General features: G+C 64.3%; 12 protein-coding genes and 1 tRNA gene. 5 read left to right on the top strand and 8 right to left on the bottom strand.

Features of this window, described 5'->3' with window-relative positions:
* Positions 1–108: 108 nt before the first annotated feature.
* Positions 109–1,755 carry a Na/Pi cotransporter family protein gene (locus C8J36_RS02975; protein ID WP_062592619.1) on the top strand — a complete coding sequence of 549 codons (1,647 nt, stop codon included), beginning with the start codon at positions 109–111 and terminating at the stop codon, positions 1,753–1,755.
* A 58-nt stretch (positions 1,756–1,813) separates the two neighbouring features.
* Here the strand turns inward: C8J36_RS02975 and C8J36_RS02970 are convergent, their stop codons facing one another.
* Entirely contained in the window at positions 1,814–3,043 is a 1,230-nt protein-coding gene (locus C8J36_RS02970) for an ROK family transcriptional regulator (RefSeq protein WP_132532460.1), read from the bottom strand.
* Positions 3,044–3,265: 222 nt separating this feature from the next.
* On the opposite strand from C8J36_RS02970, the gene xylF reads away from it, so the two are divergent.
* The 4 genes from xylF to C8J36_RS02950 all read left to right on the top strand — a co-directional run bounded on the left by xylF (position 3,266) and on the right by C8J36_RS02950 (position 7,787).
* On the top strand, positions 3,266–4,306 hold the full coding sequence (xylF, locus tag C8J36_RS02965) for a D-xylose ABC transporter substrate-binding protein (RefSeq protein ID WP_062592614.1): 1,041 nt from the start codon (positions 3,266–3,268) through the stop codon (positions 4,304–4,306).
* A gap of 142 nt (positions 4,307–4,448) precedes the next feature.
* Positions 4,449–5,762, top strand: a complete 1,314-nt coding sequence (locus C8J36_RS02960; RefSeq protein ID WP_062592612.1) for a sugar ABC transporter permease — start codon at positions 4,449–4,451, stop codon at positions 5,760–5,762.
* A 98-nt stretch (positions 5,763–5,860) separates the two neighbouring features.
* Complete coding sequence (locus tag C8J36_RS02955; protein ID WP_062593376.1) at positions 5,861–6,616, top strand: ATP-binding cassette domain-containing protein; 756 nt, start codon at positions 5,861–5,863, stop codon at positions 6,614–6,616.
* A gap of 184 nt (positions 6,617–6,800) precedes the next feature.
* Positions 6,801–7,787, top strand: a complete 987-nt coding sequence (locus C8J36_RS02950) for an aldo/keto reductase (protein WP_132532457.1) — start codon at positions 6,801–6,803, stop codon at positions 7,785–7,787.
* Positions 7,788–7,868: 81 nt separating this feature from the next.
* Here the strand turns inward: C8J36_RS02950 and C8J36_RS02945 are convergent, their stop codons facing one another.
* The 7 genes from C8J36_RS02945 to C8J36_RS02915 form a co-directional block, all read right to left on the bottom strand.
* A complete protein-coding gene (locus tag C8J36_RS02945) occupies positions 7,869–8,804 on the bottom strand; it encodes a dihydrodipicolinate synthase family protein (protein ID WP_132532454.1) in 936 nt (311 codons plus the stop codon).
* Positions 8,805–9,129: 325 nt separating this feature from the next.
* A tRNA-Lys gene (locus C8J36_RS02940) sits at positions 9,130–9,205 on the bottom strand.
* A gap of 134 nt (positions 9,206–9,339) precedes the next feature.
* Positions 9,340–10,227 (bottom strand): dihydrodipicolinate synthase family protein, encoded by an 888-nt coding sequence (locus tag C8J36_RS02935; protein WP_132532451.1) that lies wholly within the window; start codon positions 10,225–10,227, stop codon positions 9,340–9,342.
* A gap of 59 nt (positions 10,228–10,286) precedes the next feature.
* Positions 10,287–11,903 carry an ABC transporter ATP-binding protein gene (locus C8J36_RS02930; RefSeq protein ID WP_132532448.1) on the bottom strand — a complete coding sequence of 539 codons (1,617 nt, stop codon included), beginning with the start codon at positions 11,901–11,903 and terminating at the stop codon, positions 10,287–10,289.
* The gene (locus C8J36_RS02925) at positions 11,896–12,819 is read right to left on the bottom strand and encodes an ABC transporter permease (RefSeq protein WP_132532445.1); all 924 of its coding nucleotides are present in this window, start codon (positions 12,817–12,819) and stop codon (positions 11,896–11,898) included. Before C8J36_RS02925 ends, C8J36_RS02930 begins: the two co-directional genes overlap by 8 nt.
* Positions 12,820–12,829: 10 nt before the next feature.
* On the bottom strand, positions 12,830–13,744 hold the full coding sequence (locus C8J36_RS02920; RefSeq protein WP_132532442.1) for an ABC transporter permease: 915 nt from the start codon (positions 13,742–13,744) through the stop codon (positions 12,830–12,832).
* Between the two features lie 97 nt (positions 13,745–13,841).
* Positions 13,842–15,341, bottom strand: a complete 1,500-nt coding sequence (locus tag C8J36_RS02915; RefSeq protein ID WP_132532439.1) for an ABC transporter substrate-binding protein — start codon at positions 15,339–15,341, stop codon at positions 13,842–13,844.
* Between the last annotated feature and the right edge of the window lie 245 nt (positions 15,342–15,586).

The raw sequence follows: 15,586 nt of genomic DNA, 5'->3' as shown, positions 1-15,586 counted from the left end.
AAGCTGCTACTTTCGGCGGTATCGTTGCCCCTCTTCGTCTCGCGTCCTATGCTCCGACATGTCTGCAGGCGAAGCCCCTTCTGCACGACATGCCGGGAATGAAGACGGATGCAATCCACCATCGTCATGATCAACCTGTTCGGCGCGATCGCGCTCCTTCTCTTCGGCCTGTCGCTGGTGAAGGACGGGGTCTCGCGGGCCTTCGGCGCCCGGCTGCGCACGGGCCTGGCGACGGGCACGAAGCATGGCTGGCGGGCTTTCCTTTCGGGTTTCGTCGCGACCGTCGCATTGCAGAGTTCGACCGCCACGGCCCTCATGGTGTCGTCCTTCGTGGAACGTCGCATGGTCAAGCAGCGGCTCGCCCAGATCGTGCTTCTCGGCGCCAATATCGGCACCGCCGTCACCGCCTGGATCGTGTCCACCGGCATCGAATGGCTGTCGCCGCTGCTGATTCTCTCCGGTACCGTGCTGTATCGCGGCAAGCACAGCGGACGGCAGGGCGGCGGCACGGCGCTGATCGGCATCGGCCTCATGCTGCTGTCGCTGCATCTCCTCAGCCTGGCGACGGAGCCGATGCGCACCTCGCCCGCGCTGGCCGCCTTCATTGCGCTGCTCGACGGCGCCTGGCTGGTCGCGCTCGTTTTCAGCGCCGTGCTCGCCTTCGTCTCGTCCTCGAGCCTTGCGATCGTCGTCCTCATCCTGTCGCTCGCCTCGACCGGCATCCTCTCGCCCGGCCTCATCGTCGTGCTCGTGCTCGGCGCCAATCTCGGCGGCGCCATCCCGCCCTTCGTCGCCACCCTCAACGGACCACCGGCCGCGCGCCGGGTGACGCTCGGAAACCTGATCGTGCGCACCTGCGGCTGTCTCATTGCCCTGCCGCTCGCCGGCATCGGCGCCGATCTCCTGCGGCAATTGCCGCTGCCGCCGGAAAAACTGCCGGTGGACGCCCATCTGATCTTCAACATCCTTCTGGCCGCTGCCGCCTGGCCCTTTGCCCGCAGCCTGTCGATCCTGATGATGCGCCTGGTGCCGGACCAGCCCGAGCGCGAAAACGCACCGAAGTTCCTCGACGACCACGAACTGTCCACGCCCGTCGTCGCCCTCACCAGCGCCACGCGCGAGGTGCTCGGCGTCGGAGACCTCATCGAGCGCATGCTCATCCTCGCATCGGACGCCTTCCGCACGAAGGACATCGCGCCGCTGCGGCAGATCCCGGCGCTGGAGCACAGCGTCGACATCCTGCAGCAGGAGGTGAAGATCTATCTCTCCAAGCTCGGCCGGAAGGGTCTGGACGAGGAGAACGGCCGGCGCTCCATCGTTATCATCGACTACGCGATCAATCTCGAACATGTCGGCGATATCATCGAGAAGGGATTGCTCGATCAGGTGACGAAGACGGTCACGCTCGGGCTCAAATTCTCCGACGAGGGTTTCAAGGAGTTGCAGACCCTGTTCGACATGACGATCGACAACCTGCGCATCGCTCAGACGATCTTCGTCACCCGCGATATCGACCTCGCCCGCCAGCTGATGGAGGTCAAGGTCGAGGTGCGCAATCTCGAGAAGCAATCGGCGGAGCGGCATTTCCAGCGCCTGCGCGACGGCCATGCCGACAGCCTGCAGACCAGTTCGCTGCATCTCGACATGCTGCGCGACCTTAAGCGCATCAATGCCCACATCGTCTCCGTCGCCCATCCGATCATGGATGCAAGCGGCCTCCTGCGCGAAAGCCGGCTGAAGACGCTCGGGGTCTGAACATCGTCACGAACGGACGCAAACCGCTTTTCACGAAAAGACCAAAGAAAGCGCCGCTTCAGGCCGACCGCTTTTCGGAGGGGGAGAGCCGGGCTTCGGCGATGGCCTGGTCGATGCCTGTCAGGGCCCGGTCGAGATGTCCCTCGAACACGAGGCGCTGCTCGTCCGGGTGCACGGCGATCTCCGGCCGCCCCTTCAGCCGCACCTCGTGCGAGGCGGACAGCCCCTCCTCGATCCCCGGCGACAGAAGATCGAAATAGCGCGTTCCCGGACCGGTGAACACGACCGGCAGGCGACCGTGGAAACTCATCAGCCGCGACAGGCCGTTGCCGAGCGCGAGCCCCGCCTGCCGGAAGGCGTAGCCCGCCATCCGGTTTCCCGCACGCGCCGTCTGCGCGATCTTGTCCATCTCCGGCAGCGGGACGAATTTCGCCGGAATCGTATCCGCCGGCACCTGAAAGGCCGTGCGCAGGATGCCGTAGAACCCGGCGGTCGCCTCGATGCATCCCTGCCCGCCGCAGCGACAGAGACCGCCGCCCGGCGCGTGCAGCATGTGCCCGAAATTGGGCGCGCTCGCCTCCACCTCGTCGTGCTGCCGCCGCCGGGCGATGCCGAGCCCGATGCTGTGGCCGAGCGAGACGACCGCGAGGGCGTGGCCCTCCGTTGCGGGCTTCAAGGCAATGCCGAGCGCCTGCGCCACGAGCAGCGTCTCGTTGCTGAGGGTCACCACGGCACGCCAGTCGGAGGACAGGAGCGCGGCAAAATCGATCTCCTGCCCGCCCAGAAGCGGCGACCAGAGAAGGCGGTGCCCATCGGCATCGACCGTGCCCTTGCTGCTGATCGAAATCGCCATGACCGCGTCGCGTGCAAGCCGCGACCGCTCGGCGAGCCGGGCCAGCGCCTCGCGAAATTGCGGCGCAAACCGCGACGTGCTCTGCTCGTCATGCCGCCGCGCCTCGTCGAACCGGTCGATCAGGCGACCCGCATAATCGACGAGCGAATATTGAACCGCATCCGAGGAAATCTGCGCGGTGATGAGGTAGCCGCAATCGCGTCTCTGCGAAAACAGAACCCGCGGTCGTCCCCGCCCTGCCCCCGGCTGCTGCTCGCTGCGCTCCAGCACGCCGGCCTTTTCCAGCTCCACGGTGATCGCCGAGACGGTTGCCGACGACAGGCCGGTTCGTGTCGCAAGGTCCGTATGCGCCTGCGGACCATGGCGTCTGAGCGCGGAGAGAACGAGCAGGATATTCTGCTGTCGCATCTGCTCGGAGCCGGCCTTGATGAGCATGCGAAGCTGACCTCCCCTGGGGCCATAAGCGCGGGAACCCGCACGAAAACGATGTCGAAATCCGAAACATGAGGACGTGTTGACAGCCTCAAATTTCTCTGACATCTATTTTCTCGACTGTCGAGAAAAAACTCTCAGGAGGAGAGATCGGCAGGTTTTCGGGCTGGGCGGGGGTCGTGCGGGAGGTTCGCGCGAACGGTCAGCCGCGTTTGGGAGGTTTTGATGAAATCCGTTCTGAAACTCATGGCCGGCGTCGCCGTCATCGTATCCCTGCACACGGCCGTGCAGGCCAAGGACCTCGTCGTCGGCGTGTCCTGGTCGAACTTCCAGGAAGAGCGCTGGAAGACGGACGAGGCCGCCATCAAGGCAGCGCTCGAAGCATCCGGCGACAAGTACATTTCGGCCGACGCCCAGTCGTCCGCCGCCAAGCAGCTGACCGATGTGGAATCGCTGATCTCGCAGGGCGCCAACGCCCTGATCGTGCTCGCCCAGGACAGCGAGGCCATCGGCCCGGCAATCGAAAAGGCCGCTGCGGAAGGCATTCCGGTCGTCGGTTACGACCGCCTGATCGAAAACCCTGCCGCCTTCTACATCACCTTCGACAACAAGGAAGTCGGCCGCATGCAGGCCCGCGAAGTGTTCAAGGCGAAGCCGGAAGGCAACTACGTCTTCATCAAGGGCTCCTCGTCCGACCCGAATGCCGACTTCCTCTTCTCCGGTCAGGTCGAAGTGCTGAAGGAAGCCATGGACGCCGGCAAGATCAAGAATGTCGGCGAAGCCTATACCGACGGCTGGAAGCCGGAACTGGCCCAGAAGAACATGGAACAGTTCCTGACCGCCGCCGACAACAAGGTCGATGCCGTGGTCGCCTCCAATGACGGCACGGCCGGCGGCGCGATCGCAGCGCTCGACGCGCAGGGGCTCGCAGGCTCGGTTCCGGTCTCCGGCCAGGACGCCGACAAGGCAGCCCTGAACCGCGTGGCACTCGGCACGCAGACCGTATCGGTCTGGAAGGACAGCCGCGTCCTCGGCAAGCGCGCCGCGGAAATCGCCGTCGATCTGGCCAACGGCAAGAAGATGGACCAGATCGCCGACGTCCAGACCTTCGAAGGCGGCCCGAAGAAGGTGGCCATGAAGTCGGTCTTCCTGTCTCCCATGCCGATCACCAAGGACAATCTGAACGCCGTGATCGACGCCAAGTGGATCAGCAAGGAAGAAGCCTGCCAGGGCGTGAAGGCCGGCTCGGTCGCCGCCTGCAACTGATAGGCCTATCGACGTGAAACGGGGCGGACGGGGCATGGAGCATGCCGCGTCCGCCCCGATCGCGCACGGCAGGGGGCATGGCGGAGGGCACTGCCAGCCAGACGACATGCCTGCCCGGCTCATGAGGGAGAACGACGAGGCCATGGCCGAAACCACCAATACGATACCCTTCAACACCGCGCGGACAGCGACCGAGAACCCGGTGCGTCGCTTCTTTCGCGCCACCGAGATCGACACGCGCCTGCTCGGCATGATCGGCGCGCTGCTGATCATCTGGATCGGCTTTCACCTGCTGACGGGCGGCCTGTTCCTGACACCGCGCAACCTCTGGAACCTCACGGTCCAGACCTCCTCCGTCGCCGTCATGGCGACCGGCATGGTGCTGATCATCGTCACCCGCAACATCGATCTCTCCGTCGGCTCCGTGCTCGGCTTCTGCGGGATGGTCATGGGCGTCATGCAGGCGCAGATACTGCCGCAATATCTCGGCCTCGACAGCTCTCTCATCTGGATCGTGACGCTTGCCTGCGGCGTGGTCGTCGGCGGCCTCATCGGCGCGCTGCACGGCGTCATCATCGCCTTTCTCGGCGTACCCTCCTTCATCGTGACGCTGGGCGGCCTGCTGGTCTGGCGCGGCGCCACATGGTTCGTCACCTCGGGCCAGACGGTCGCCCCGATGAACGCCACCTTCCGCCTCATGGGCGGCGGCACGGAAGGCTCCATCGGCGCCACCGCCAGCTGGGTCGTCGGGCTCATCGCCTGCCTTGCCATCGTCGGCGCCATCCTCAACGCCCGCAAGCAACGCAAGCGCTTCGGCTTCCCGCGTCGCCCGGTCTGGGCGGAATACGTGCTGGCCACCCTCTCCTGTGCCATCGTCATCGGCGCGGTCCTCGTCGCCAACAGCTATTACTGGCCGATCAACATCGCGACGCGCTATGCCGAGGCCAACGCCATTCCGGTGCCGGAAGGCGGACTGAAGATCGCGCACGGCATCGCCGTTCCCGTCCTCATCGCCATTGCCGTCGGCATCGTGATGACCTTCATCTCCACCCGCCTGCGCTTCGGCCGCTATGTCTTCGCCATCGGCGGAAACCAGGAAGCGGCGGAACTGGCAGGCATCAAGACCCGCTGGGTCACGGTGCGCATCTTCGCGCTGATGGGCATCCTCTGCGCCATCGCCGCCGCCATCTCCACCGCCCGCCTCAACGCCGCCACCAATGCGCAGGGCGAACTCGACGAACTCTACACGATCGCCGCAGCGGTCATCGGCGGCACATCGCTTGCCGGCGGCGTCGGCACCATTGCCGGCGCCATGCTGGGCGCCTTCGTCATGCAGTCCCTGCAGTCGGGCATGGTGCTTCTCGGCATCGACAGCCCGCTCCAGCGCATCGTCGTCGGCTTCGTGCTGGTCGTCGCCGTCTGGCTCGACACCGTCTATCGCGCGCGCGCCAAGTAAGGAGGCCGATCATGACCACGACAACACCCCAGGGCATCCCGGCAACCGCCGCCGGCGACAGCGCCGCGACGACACCATCCGGCACGCCGCTGGTCGAGATGAAGAACGTCTCGATCTCGTTCGGCGGCATCCACGCCGTCGACAATGCCTCGATCGACCTCTACCCCGGCGAGGTGGTGGCGCTTCTCGGTCATAACGGGGCGGGAAAATCGACGCTGATCAAGATCCTCTCCGGCGCCTACAAGCGCGATGCCGGCGACATCCTGATCAATGGCGAGCCTGCCGACATTTCCAACCCGCGCGACGCCAAGAAATACGGCATCGAGACGATCTACCAGACGCTGGCCGTCGCGGATAATGTCGATGCGGCCGCAAACCTCTATCTCGGCCGCGAACTGCGCACACCGTGGGGCACGCTGGACGACGTCGCCATGGAAGCGAAAGCCCGCGAGGTGATGGGACGGCTGAACCCGAACTTCCGCCGCTTCAAGGAGCCGGTGAAGGCGCTCTCGGGCGGGCAGCGGCAATCCGTGGCGATCGCCCGCGCGATCCTGTTCGATGCCCGCATCCTCATCATGGACGAGCCGACGGCGGCCCTCGGGCCGCAGGAGACCGCACAGGTGGGCGATCTCATCCGCCAGTTGAAACGCGAGGGGATCGGCATCTTCCTGATCAGCCACGACATTCACGACGTCTTCGATCTCGCCGACCGGGTCTCCGTCATGAAGAACGGCCAGGTCGTCGGCCATGCCCGCACCGAGGACGTGACCAAGGACGAGGTGCTCGGCATGATCATTCTCGGCAAGGTTCCGCCGAAGGCCATCCCCGGTCCCGGCGCCATGCAGACGGCCTGAGACGCCTCTTCACGCATCATCGAGCCGGGCATGTCCGCAATGCCCGGCTTTGTTTTTCGGAACCAACACCGCGAGCATGGCTTTGCTTGCCATGGCCCTATCCTTCGGCCATAGCCTTCGACCGGAAGGCGCTCTGAGGCCCGACATCCGGGTCGCTGAGGAGACTTCGACAAGGGAGATCACCATGAAAAACCATTCCTTCGGCAGACTGCCGTTCACCGTGTCCAATGTCGGCTTCGGCGCCTGGCAGATCGGCGGCTCCTGGGGCGATGTCAGCGAGGCCGATGGACGCGATGCGCTGAACGCAGCGCTCGATGCCGGCATCACCTTCATCGACACCGCCGACGTCTATGGCGATGGCCGCTCGGAAAAGATCATCGCCGACGTGCTGAAGGCCCGCGGGGACACGCGCCCGATGGTGGCCACCAAGGCCGGCCGCCGGCTGAACCCGCATGTGGCCGACGGCTACACCAAGGCCAATCTGGAAGGCTTCATCGACCGGAGCCTGTCCAATCTCGGCGTCGATGTTCTCGACCTCGTGCAGCTGCACTGCCCGCCGACGGAAGTGCTTTATCGTCCGGACGTGTTCGAAGGCCTCGACGCCCTGCAGTCCGCAGGCAAGATCCGGGGCTATGGCGTCTCGGTGGAGAAGGTCGAGGAGGCCTTGAAGGCGATCGCGTTTCCGGGCGTCGTGAGCATCCAGATCATCTACAACCTCTTCCGCCAGCGCCCCTACCACCTGTTCTTTGCGGAGGCCCGCCGCAAGAACATCGCCGTCATCGCCCGCGTGCCGCTCGCAAGCGGCCTCCTGTCCGGCAAGATCACGGCGGACACGCATTTTGCCAGCGACGACCACCGCAACTTCAACCGCAACGGCGATGCTTTCGACGTCGGCGAAACCTTTGCCGGCGTTCCCTTCGAGGTCGGCCTGCAGGCTGTCGAAGAGGTGCGCAAGCTGGTGCCGCAGGGCGCGACCATGGCCGCCTTCGCGCTCCGCTGGATCCTGATGAGCGATGCCGTCACCGTCGTCATTCCCGGTGCCCGCAATGCCGAACAGGCCCGTGCCAATGCGGCCGCCGCCGATCTCGCCCCCCTTTCGGACGACGTGATGGCAGCATCGCGCGAGATCTACACGAGCCTGATCGCGCCGCACGTCCATCAGAAATGGTAGTCTGAAACGCCCCGTTCGAAAAGCAAAGAGCCCATGCCGCAGAACGCGGCATGGGCTCTTTCATGTCGGGGCGTCGTCGTCTTATGCGGGATAGCGCGACGCGTACCAGGCCTTGAACAGCGTGTACTGGTTTTCGATATGCCGGCGCTGCGAGGCGCTCAGCGTGTCGCCTTCGTTGAAGTGCACCTCGTACTCGGCATCGCCGTTCAGCACCATCAGATATTTGTAGTGGAGAACGAGGTCCGGACCCTCGTCATAGGTCGAGAGCACCCAGAGCGCCTCTTCCAGCTCCTTGGCGTCCCGGCGCGCCTCGGCGTCGCCCTTTGCCGCCTTTTCGCAGAGGGCGACGAGGTGCAGCACTTCCTTGGGAAGCGCGTTGCCGATGCCGGTGATCGCGCCGCCCGCGCCGCAATTGACGAAGCCGTGATAGACGCCGGTATCCACGCCGACCATGAGGATGAGATCGTCATCGCCCGTGGTGATGTTTTCGGCCGCATAGGTCATGTCGGCCTTGCCGCCGAATTCCTTGAAGCCGACCAGATTCGAGAAGCTGGCGCGCAGCGCGAAGAAGAGATCGGCGCGCGTGGCAAAACCGTAATAGGGGCTGTTGTAGATGACGGCCGGCAGGCCGTCGGCCGCCGTCAGCACGGCGGAGAAGTGATCCTTCTGGGCGGCCAGCGACGAGCCGCGCGACAGGAGCCGCGGAATGACCATGAGGCCCTTGGCACCCACCTTCGCCGCGTGCGCCGCATGGCCCGCAGCCGAAGCCGTGCTGACCGCGCCCGTGCCCACGATGACCGGAACACCGGCCTTGACCAGTCGGCGAACGCCTTCCTGGCGCTGCTCGTCGGTCAGAAGCGGCCAGTCGCCCATCGATCCGCAGTAGACGACGGCGGACATGCCGAGGTCGATCAGCTCGCGACCCTTGCGCACCAGCGCATCGAAATCCGGCGTGCGGTCGGGACGGCAGGGGGTCATCAAAGCGGGAATGCAGCCGGCAAAAACGGACTCGGTCATCTCATCTCTCCAAGAAAAGCGCGAACCGAAACGATGTGCCACCGCTCGCCCGCTGTCCGGAATGGCTCTAGCAAATCGACGCATCTCTGTCGACAAAATAAATACAGAAGATTTTCGTGCACAAATCTGCGCTCACGATATGCCGCGGCTGTCAGAAGCAGAGGATCCTGCGACGGATGGAAAATGACGTCGCGCGGGATCGTCTTGCGCGGAAAGATCGCAGCGGTCGGGCGGTGAAGGCGGCGGAAAAAACGTCGGTTATCGCTCAGCCCGACCGCGCCCGAGGCGCTGTCGAAGACAAGAAAACGATAATCTTAGAAAGATTTGGTGGGTGATGTAGGGTTCGAACCTACGACCCGCTGATTAAGAGTCAGCTGCTCTACCAACTGAGCTAATCACCCATCCCGCACCGCATGTTGCGGTGCCGCACTGCATCGCTGCGGTGTGACCGGGCGTATAAAGGCCTTCGCCCGGCTTGTCCAGCGACCATGGGCATCTTTTTGCCGATGCCCATGGGTTTTCTTGTCAGGTCCCCTCAGGCGGCCATCAGGCCGTAGCGCTTGAGGATGGCGGCGATCTTTTCGTCCTGCTCGCGGTCGGGAAGCAAGGCCGGCTGACGGCTGGCGCCGACCGAGGAATCGGTGAGGTAGAGCGCCCGCTTGACCAGCGCCGGCGGGAAACCCAGCGCGTAGAGATCGGTGCGGAACGCCGTGTAGATCGCCTGCTGGCGTTCCGCCTCGGCGATATCGCCGGCGTTGAAGGCATCCAGAATGCCGGAGAGCACCGCGGGCATGGCGTTTCCGAGGCCGGAAATGCAGCCCGCAGCGCCGTTCTGCAACGACCAGAGCACGAGATGGTCCGGGCCGGAATAGACCTCGAAGCCTTCCAAACTCTTGCCGACGGCGAGATAGGCCTCCAGCGTCTCCTTGGCGCCGCCCGAATCCTTGATCCCGGCGATGTTGCCATGCGCGGCCAGGGCCCGGGCCGTCTCCGGCTCGATATGGTTCTGCGTCCGGGCGGGAATGTCGTAGAGATAGACCGGCGTCTGCACGGCGTCCGCAACCGTCGAGAAATGGCGGATCAGGCCATCCTGCGTGCAGGCGATGAAGAAGGGCGTGATGACGGCGATGCCGGTGACGCCGATCCGGTCGAAGGCGCGGGCGAGCTTCAGCGTCTCGAAGGTCGCCGGCATGCCGGCATTGACGATGACGTCGACCTTGCCGCCGACCTCGTCCACTACCTCTTCCGTCAGCCGCACCTTCTCGTCATAGGTCAGCGCCGAAAAGTCGCCATTGGTGCCGGCGCACATGATGTTGTTGCCGGCCGCAACCTGTCGGCGGACCTGCGCGCGAGTCGCTGCATAGTTGATCGTTTCATCATCGTTGAAACAGGTGACGAGCGCGACGAAGGCTTTCTTGGACATGATATTCTCCTAAATTCCCGAAAGATGCCGCAAGGGCCTCATATCCCAGACCCGAGGCCTCAGGCCCGCTGCAGGCGGGCGGCGCGATGGGCGGCCTGGACATCCGGATCGGGGTTGAGACCGGCTGCCAGCAAAGACTGCGTATAGGCCTCGCGCGGGGTCTCGAACACCTCGCGAACGGTGCCGAGCTCGACCACCTTGCCGTTCTGCATCACCATGACATGGTCGGCAAAGTCGCGAACGACGGGCAGGTCGTGCGCGATGAAGATGAAAGCGATGCCCATGGTCTTGCGCAGATCGTCGAGCAGCGCGATGACCTGTGCCTGCACCGAGACGTCGAGCGCGGAAACCGCCTCGTCGCAGATGATCAGCTTCGGCTCCAGCGCCAGCGCACGGGCGATCGCGATACGCTGCCGCTGCCCGCCGGAAAACTGGTGCGGATAGCGCCCCATATGCTCCGGCCCGAGACCCACCTGCACTAGGAGTTCCGCCACCCGGGCACGCCATTTTGCCTTCGGCAGGATATCCGGATGGATGACCCACGCCTCGGAGACGAGCTGGTAGACCGTCATGCGCGGGTTCAGCGATTGCGTTGGGTCCTGAAAGACCATCTGAAGGTCGCGGCGCAGCTTGTAGAGTTCGGCGGCCCCCATCTGGAACAGGTCCCTGCCCTTCCAGAGCGCCGTGCCGCCGGTCGGCTCGTCGAGCCGCAGGAGGATGCGTGCGAGCGTCGATTTACCCGATCCGCTCTCCCCGACGACGGCCAGCGTTTCGCCCGGCATCAGGTCGAACGAGACGCCTTTCAGCGCGTCGAAGGCGCCATAGGTCTTACGCGCGTCGCGCACCGACAGCACAGGCTCAATGCGCGGCAGCGGCGCATGCATCTCGCCCTTGCCGGGGGCGGCGGCGATCAGCTTGCGGGTATAGGGATGCTGCGGATTGCGATAGACCTCGCGCACCGTACCGCTTTCCACAAGCTGGCCCTTCTCCATCACGACAACGCGGTCCGCCACCTCGGCAACGACGCCGAGATCGTGCGTGATGATGAGAATGGCCATGCCGGTTTCCTGCTGCAGTTCTTCGAGCAGAGCCAGCACCTCCGCCTGCACGGTCACATCCAGCGCCGTCGTCGGCTCGTCGGCGATCAGCAGGTCGGGCCGCAGCGCGAGCGCCATGGCGATCATGACGCGCTGGCGCTGACCGCCGGAGAATTCGTGCGGATACTTGCCGAGCGAATGCTCCGGATCGGGAATGCCGACGCGTCCCATCAATCGCAAAGCTTCGGCCTGGGCGGTCGCGCCATCCGTCCCATGCGTCGTCAGCGCCTCGCGGATCTGCCAACCCACGGTATAGACCGGATTGAGGTGGCTCAGCGGATCCTGGAAGATCATGGCGATGCGGCGTCCATTGACCTCGCGCCGGGCCTGCGCCGGCATGGTCAGGAGATCGACGCCGTTCAGCAGGATCTGCCCGCCGCTGATCCGGCCCGGCGGCATGTCGATCAGGTTCATGATCGCCGAGGACGACACCGACTTGCCCGAGCCGCTCTCGCCGAGAATGGCCAGCGTTTCCCCACGGTCGAGATGATACGAGATGTCGCGGACCGCCTTCACCACACCGAGGGCGGTGTGGAATTCGACGGACAAGTTGCGGACTTCGAGGAGATGGTCAGCCATTCTTGCGACCCTTCATTTCGAGGCGCCAGCGCTGCACGGGATCGAGCGCGATCCGCATCCAGTTGGACAAAAGGTTCAGCGACATGGTCGTGAGGATGATCGCAAGCCCCGGCCAGAACGACAGCCACCAGGCGTTCTGCAGATACTGGCGACCCTGCGCGATCATCAGGCCCCAGGTGATCTCAGGCGGCTGGATGCCGATGCCGAGAAAGGACAAGGCGCTTTCCGCCAGCATGACATAGGCGAAGTCGAGCGTGGCCAGCGTGGTCAGCGTCGGCAGCACGACGGGCAGGATATGGCGGAACAGGATGCGCTTGCTCGACGCGCCCATCACCCGTGCCGCCTGCACGAACATGCGCTCGCGGATTTCCAGAACCTCCGCCCGCGTGGTGCGCAGGTAGACGGGGATGCGGGTGATGGCGAGGACCAGCATGAGATTGAGGATCGAGGCGCCGAGGACGTACAGCACGATGACCGCGATCAGCAGCGACGGGAACGACATGATGACATCGGCAAGCCGCATGATGATCTGGTTGACGCGGGGCGAGGAGAAACCGGCGATCAGCCCGAGCAACGTGCCGGTGATCGAGGAGATGGCAACCGCCCCGGCCGCCACCATCAGCGTGTTCTGCGTCGCCACGACGATGCGCGCGAGCAGCGGCCGGCCGAGCGCATCGGCGCCCATCCACCACACCCAGCCGCGGCTCCAGTCGAACGGCGCGGCATTGCGGCCGCGCAGGTTCTGCTTGGTCGCGAGATCTCCCATCCAGTGCGGACCGATGATGGCCAGCACCAGGATGACGAGGAGGAAGATGGCGGCGCAAAGCGCGAACTTGTCGGCCCACAGCATGCGGCCCATGCGCTTGAGAAAGGAAGGCTCTTCCAGGAGCGGCGCGTCGATGGTCTGGAGTGTCATGGTCTGCGCCTCAATGCCGGATGCGCGGATCGAGCAGCGCGTAAGCGAGGTCGATCAACAGGTTCATGAGGAAGATCGCGAGCGCGGTCACGAGGATCGCAGCGAGCACGACGTTGAAGTCCCGCTGCAGGATGCTGTCGATCATCAGCTTGCCGACCCCGGGAAAGCCGAAGATCGTCTCGACGATGACCGCGCCGTTCAAGAGGCTCGCCGCCTGATCGCCGATGACCGTAATGATCGGCAGCATGGCGTTGCGCAGCGCATGGATGAAGATGATCGGGCCCGACTTCACGCCCTTGGCCCGCGCCGTCTTGACATAGGCGGACGACAGCGCGCCGATCATCGAGCCACGCACGATCTGCACGATGATGCCGAAGGGGCGCACGAACAGCACGCAGATCGGCAGGATCCAGTGCCAGATCGCGCCGGTGCCCGACGTCGGCAGCCAGGCGAGATTGACCGAGAACACAACGATGGCGACGATCGCCAGCCAGAAATCCGGCACCGACGCGCCGATCAGCGAGACGACCGAGGAGAACCGGTCGAAAAAACCGCCCGCCCGGAACGCGGCAAGCGAGCCGACGACGATGGCCGCGCCGGTGACGAGGGTCATGGTGATGGTGGCCAGCCACAGCGTCCAGACGAAGGCTTCGAGCACAACGTCGAGTGCGGGGCGCGCCTTGCGCAGCGATTCGCCGAAATCGCCGGTGACGACATCGCCGACATAGTTGGCAAACTGCACCAGCAGGGGATCGTTGAGGCCATGCAATTCGCGGAATTGCTGCTTCAGCTCGGCGGATGCTTCGACGGGGAGAAAGAGGGCCGCGGGATCGCCCGTCAGGCGCGACAGGAAGAACACCATCACGATCAATCCGACGAGGGAGATCAGGCTGGCGACGGCGCGTTTTCGAATGAAGCTGAGCATGGCATCCTCGCCAGTAAGTCCTGCGGCAAGGGCGGCGGGATCATCCCGCCGCCGCCGCAACCTCGGCTGCGGGCGCCGGAGCGCCCGCAATGGTGTCTTATTTGATCTTGATCTCGGACAGCTGGAGCGTCGAGTTCGTGGCGATCGTCGGCGTGAATTCCAGACGCTCGGAGACCCGGGCAAAGCCGACCATGTGGAAGAGCAGCACGTCGGCCACCACATCGTCATGCAGGTAGGCGATCACCTCGGACCAGAGCTTGGCACGCTCGTCGCCGACGGCTGCGGACGCGCGCTTGATCAGGTCATCGACCTTCGGGTCCGAGAAGCCGGACTGCGTGCCCTCGGTTGCGTATTTGAAGAACATCGAGAACGACGGATCGCCCTTCGAATTGTCGTGCATCGCGGCGACGATCTGCGGTCCACGGCCTTCCTTGAAAGGCTTGGAATAGTACTGTTCGTGCTCGGCCACCTCGACGAACTTCAGGTTGATCTTGAAGCCGACATCCTGAAGCTGACCCTGGATGGCTTCCATGATTTCCGTGACGTTCGGGAAGTTTGCCGAGCGGGCGATGATCTCGATCGGGGTCTCGACCGGCACGCCGTCAGCCTTGGCTTCGGCGAGAAGCTTCTTGGCGCCGTCCGGATCGAACGGGAACTGCTTGACATCCGGGTTCCAGCCGAGCGTCGTCGGCGGCACGATGGCCGTGGCGAGAACCGCGCTTTCCGGAACAAGGGTGCCGAGGAACGCCTGGCGATCGATGGCGATGTTCAGCGCGCGGCGGACGCGAACGTCGGAGAGCGGCGGGATGTTGTGGTCGATGCGGAGATAGACGGTCTCGCTGTCGAGATAGGACAGGTCGGTCGCGGCATTCGTCGCTTCGAGCTGCGAGATCGACGGCGCAAGGTCCGCCTCGCCGGCCTGCACCATGGCGGCGCGGACGGAGGGATCGGCACGGAACAGATAGGTCGCCTCGGTGACGTCGGGCTTCGCACCCCAGTAGTCGTCGCGCGCGGTCAGCACGATCTGCTGGCCCGGCGTCCAGTTGGAGAGCTTGTAGGGCCCGGTGCCGACCGGCTCGCGGATGAATTCGAGCGGCGTCTCCTCGGGAACGATGGTGACGAGCGACATCAGGAGCGGCAGGATCGGCTGGACCGGGTCGGCGGTGAAATCGACCGTGTTCTCGTCGACGATCTTCGCCTCGATCTTCATGCCTCCGAAGTAGCGGCGGGATTCGCAGGCGTTCTTGTCGCTCATGATGCGGTCGAAGCTGTGCTTCACATCCTTGGCATCGAAGGCGGTGCCGTCCGAAAACTTCACGCCCTGGCGCAGGTGGAAGCGCCACGAACCGTCAGCGTTTTGCTCCCACTTCTCCGCCAGACGCGGCTTGACGCCCTGCTGGCCGCGAACGTCGAGTTCGGTCAGCGTCTCGCTGACATTCTGCATGATGACGCGGCCGATATTCGAGCGGGTCGCCATGCAGGGTTCCAGCAGGTCGGCCTCTTCGGCCAGCACGATCTTGATCGGGCCGGACGCGGCAAATGCCGGCGTCAAGGCGGTGCACAACATCAGTGCGCCGAGAATCAGTGTCTTCTTCACGATAGTCTCCTCCCTTTTATCCATTGATCGCGACGCCGGCCTCTCAAGGCACGGGTGTCGCGCTGCCGCTCCAAACGTCCGGTCGGCGATGATCCTCGTCCCGAGCATCCTCCCGCTAAGGCTGCCCATACCATCGGACCTCACCACGACTTTGTCAAATTAATTTCGAATGTCATTTCGATCAAAAAATTAATTTCAAAAATAAACAGCAATTACAGTATCATGGTATTTTAGAACATATCGAA

The sequence above is a fragment of the Rhizobium sp. PP-F2F-G48 genome, from assembly GCF_004342335.1.
In the GTDB taxonomy this organism is placed as follows: Bacteria; Pseudomonadota; Alphaproteobacteria; order Rhizobiales; family Rhizobiaceae; genus Ferranicluibacter.
This window is presented reverse-complemented; position numbering and strand designations above follow the sequence as displayed.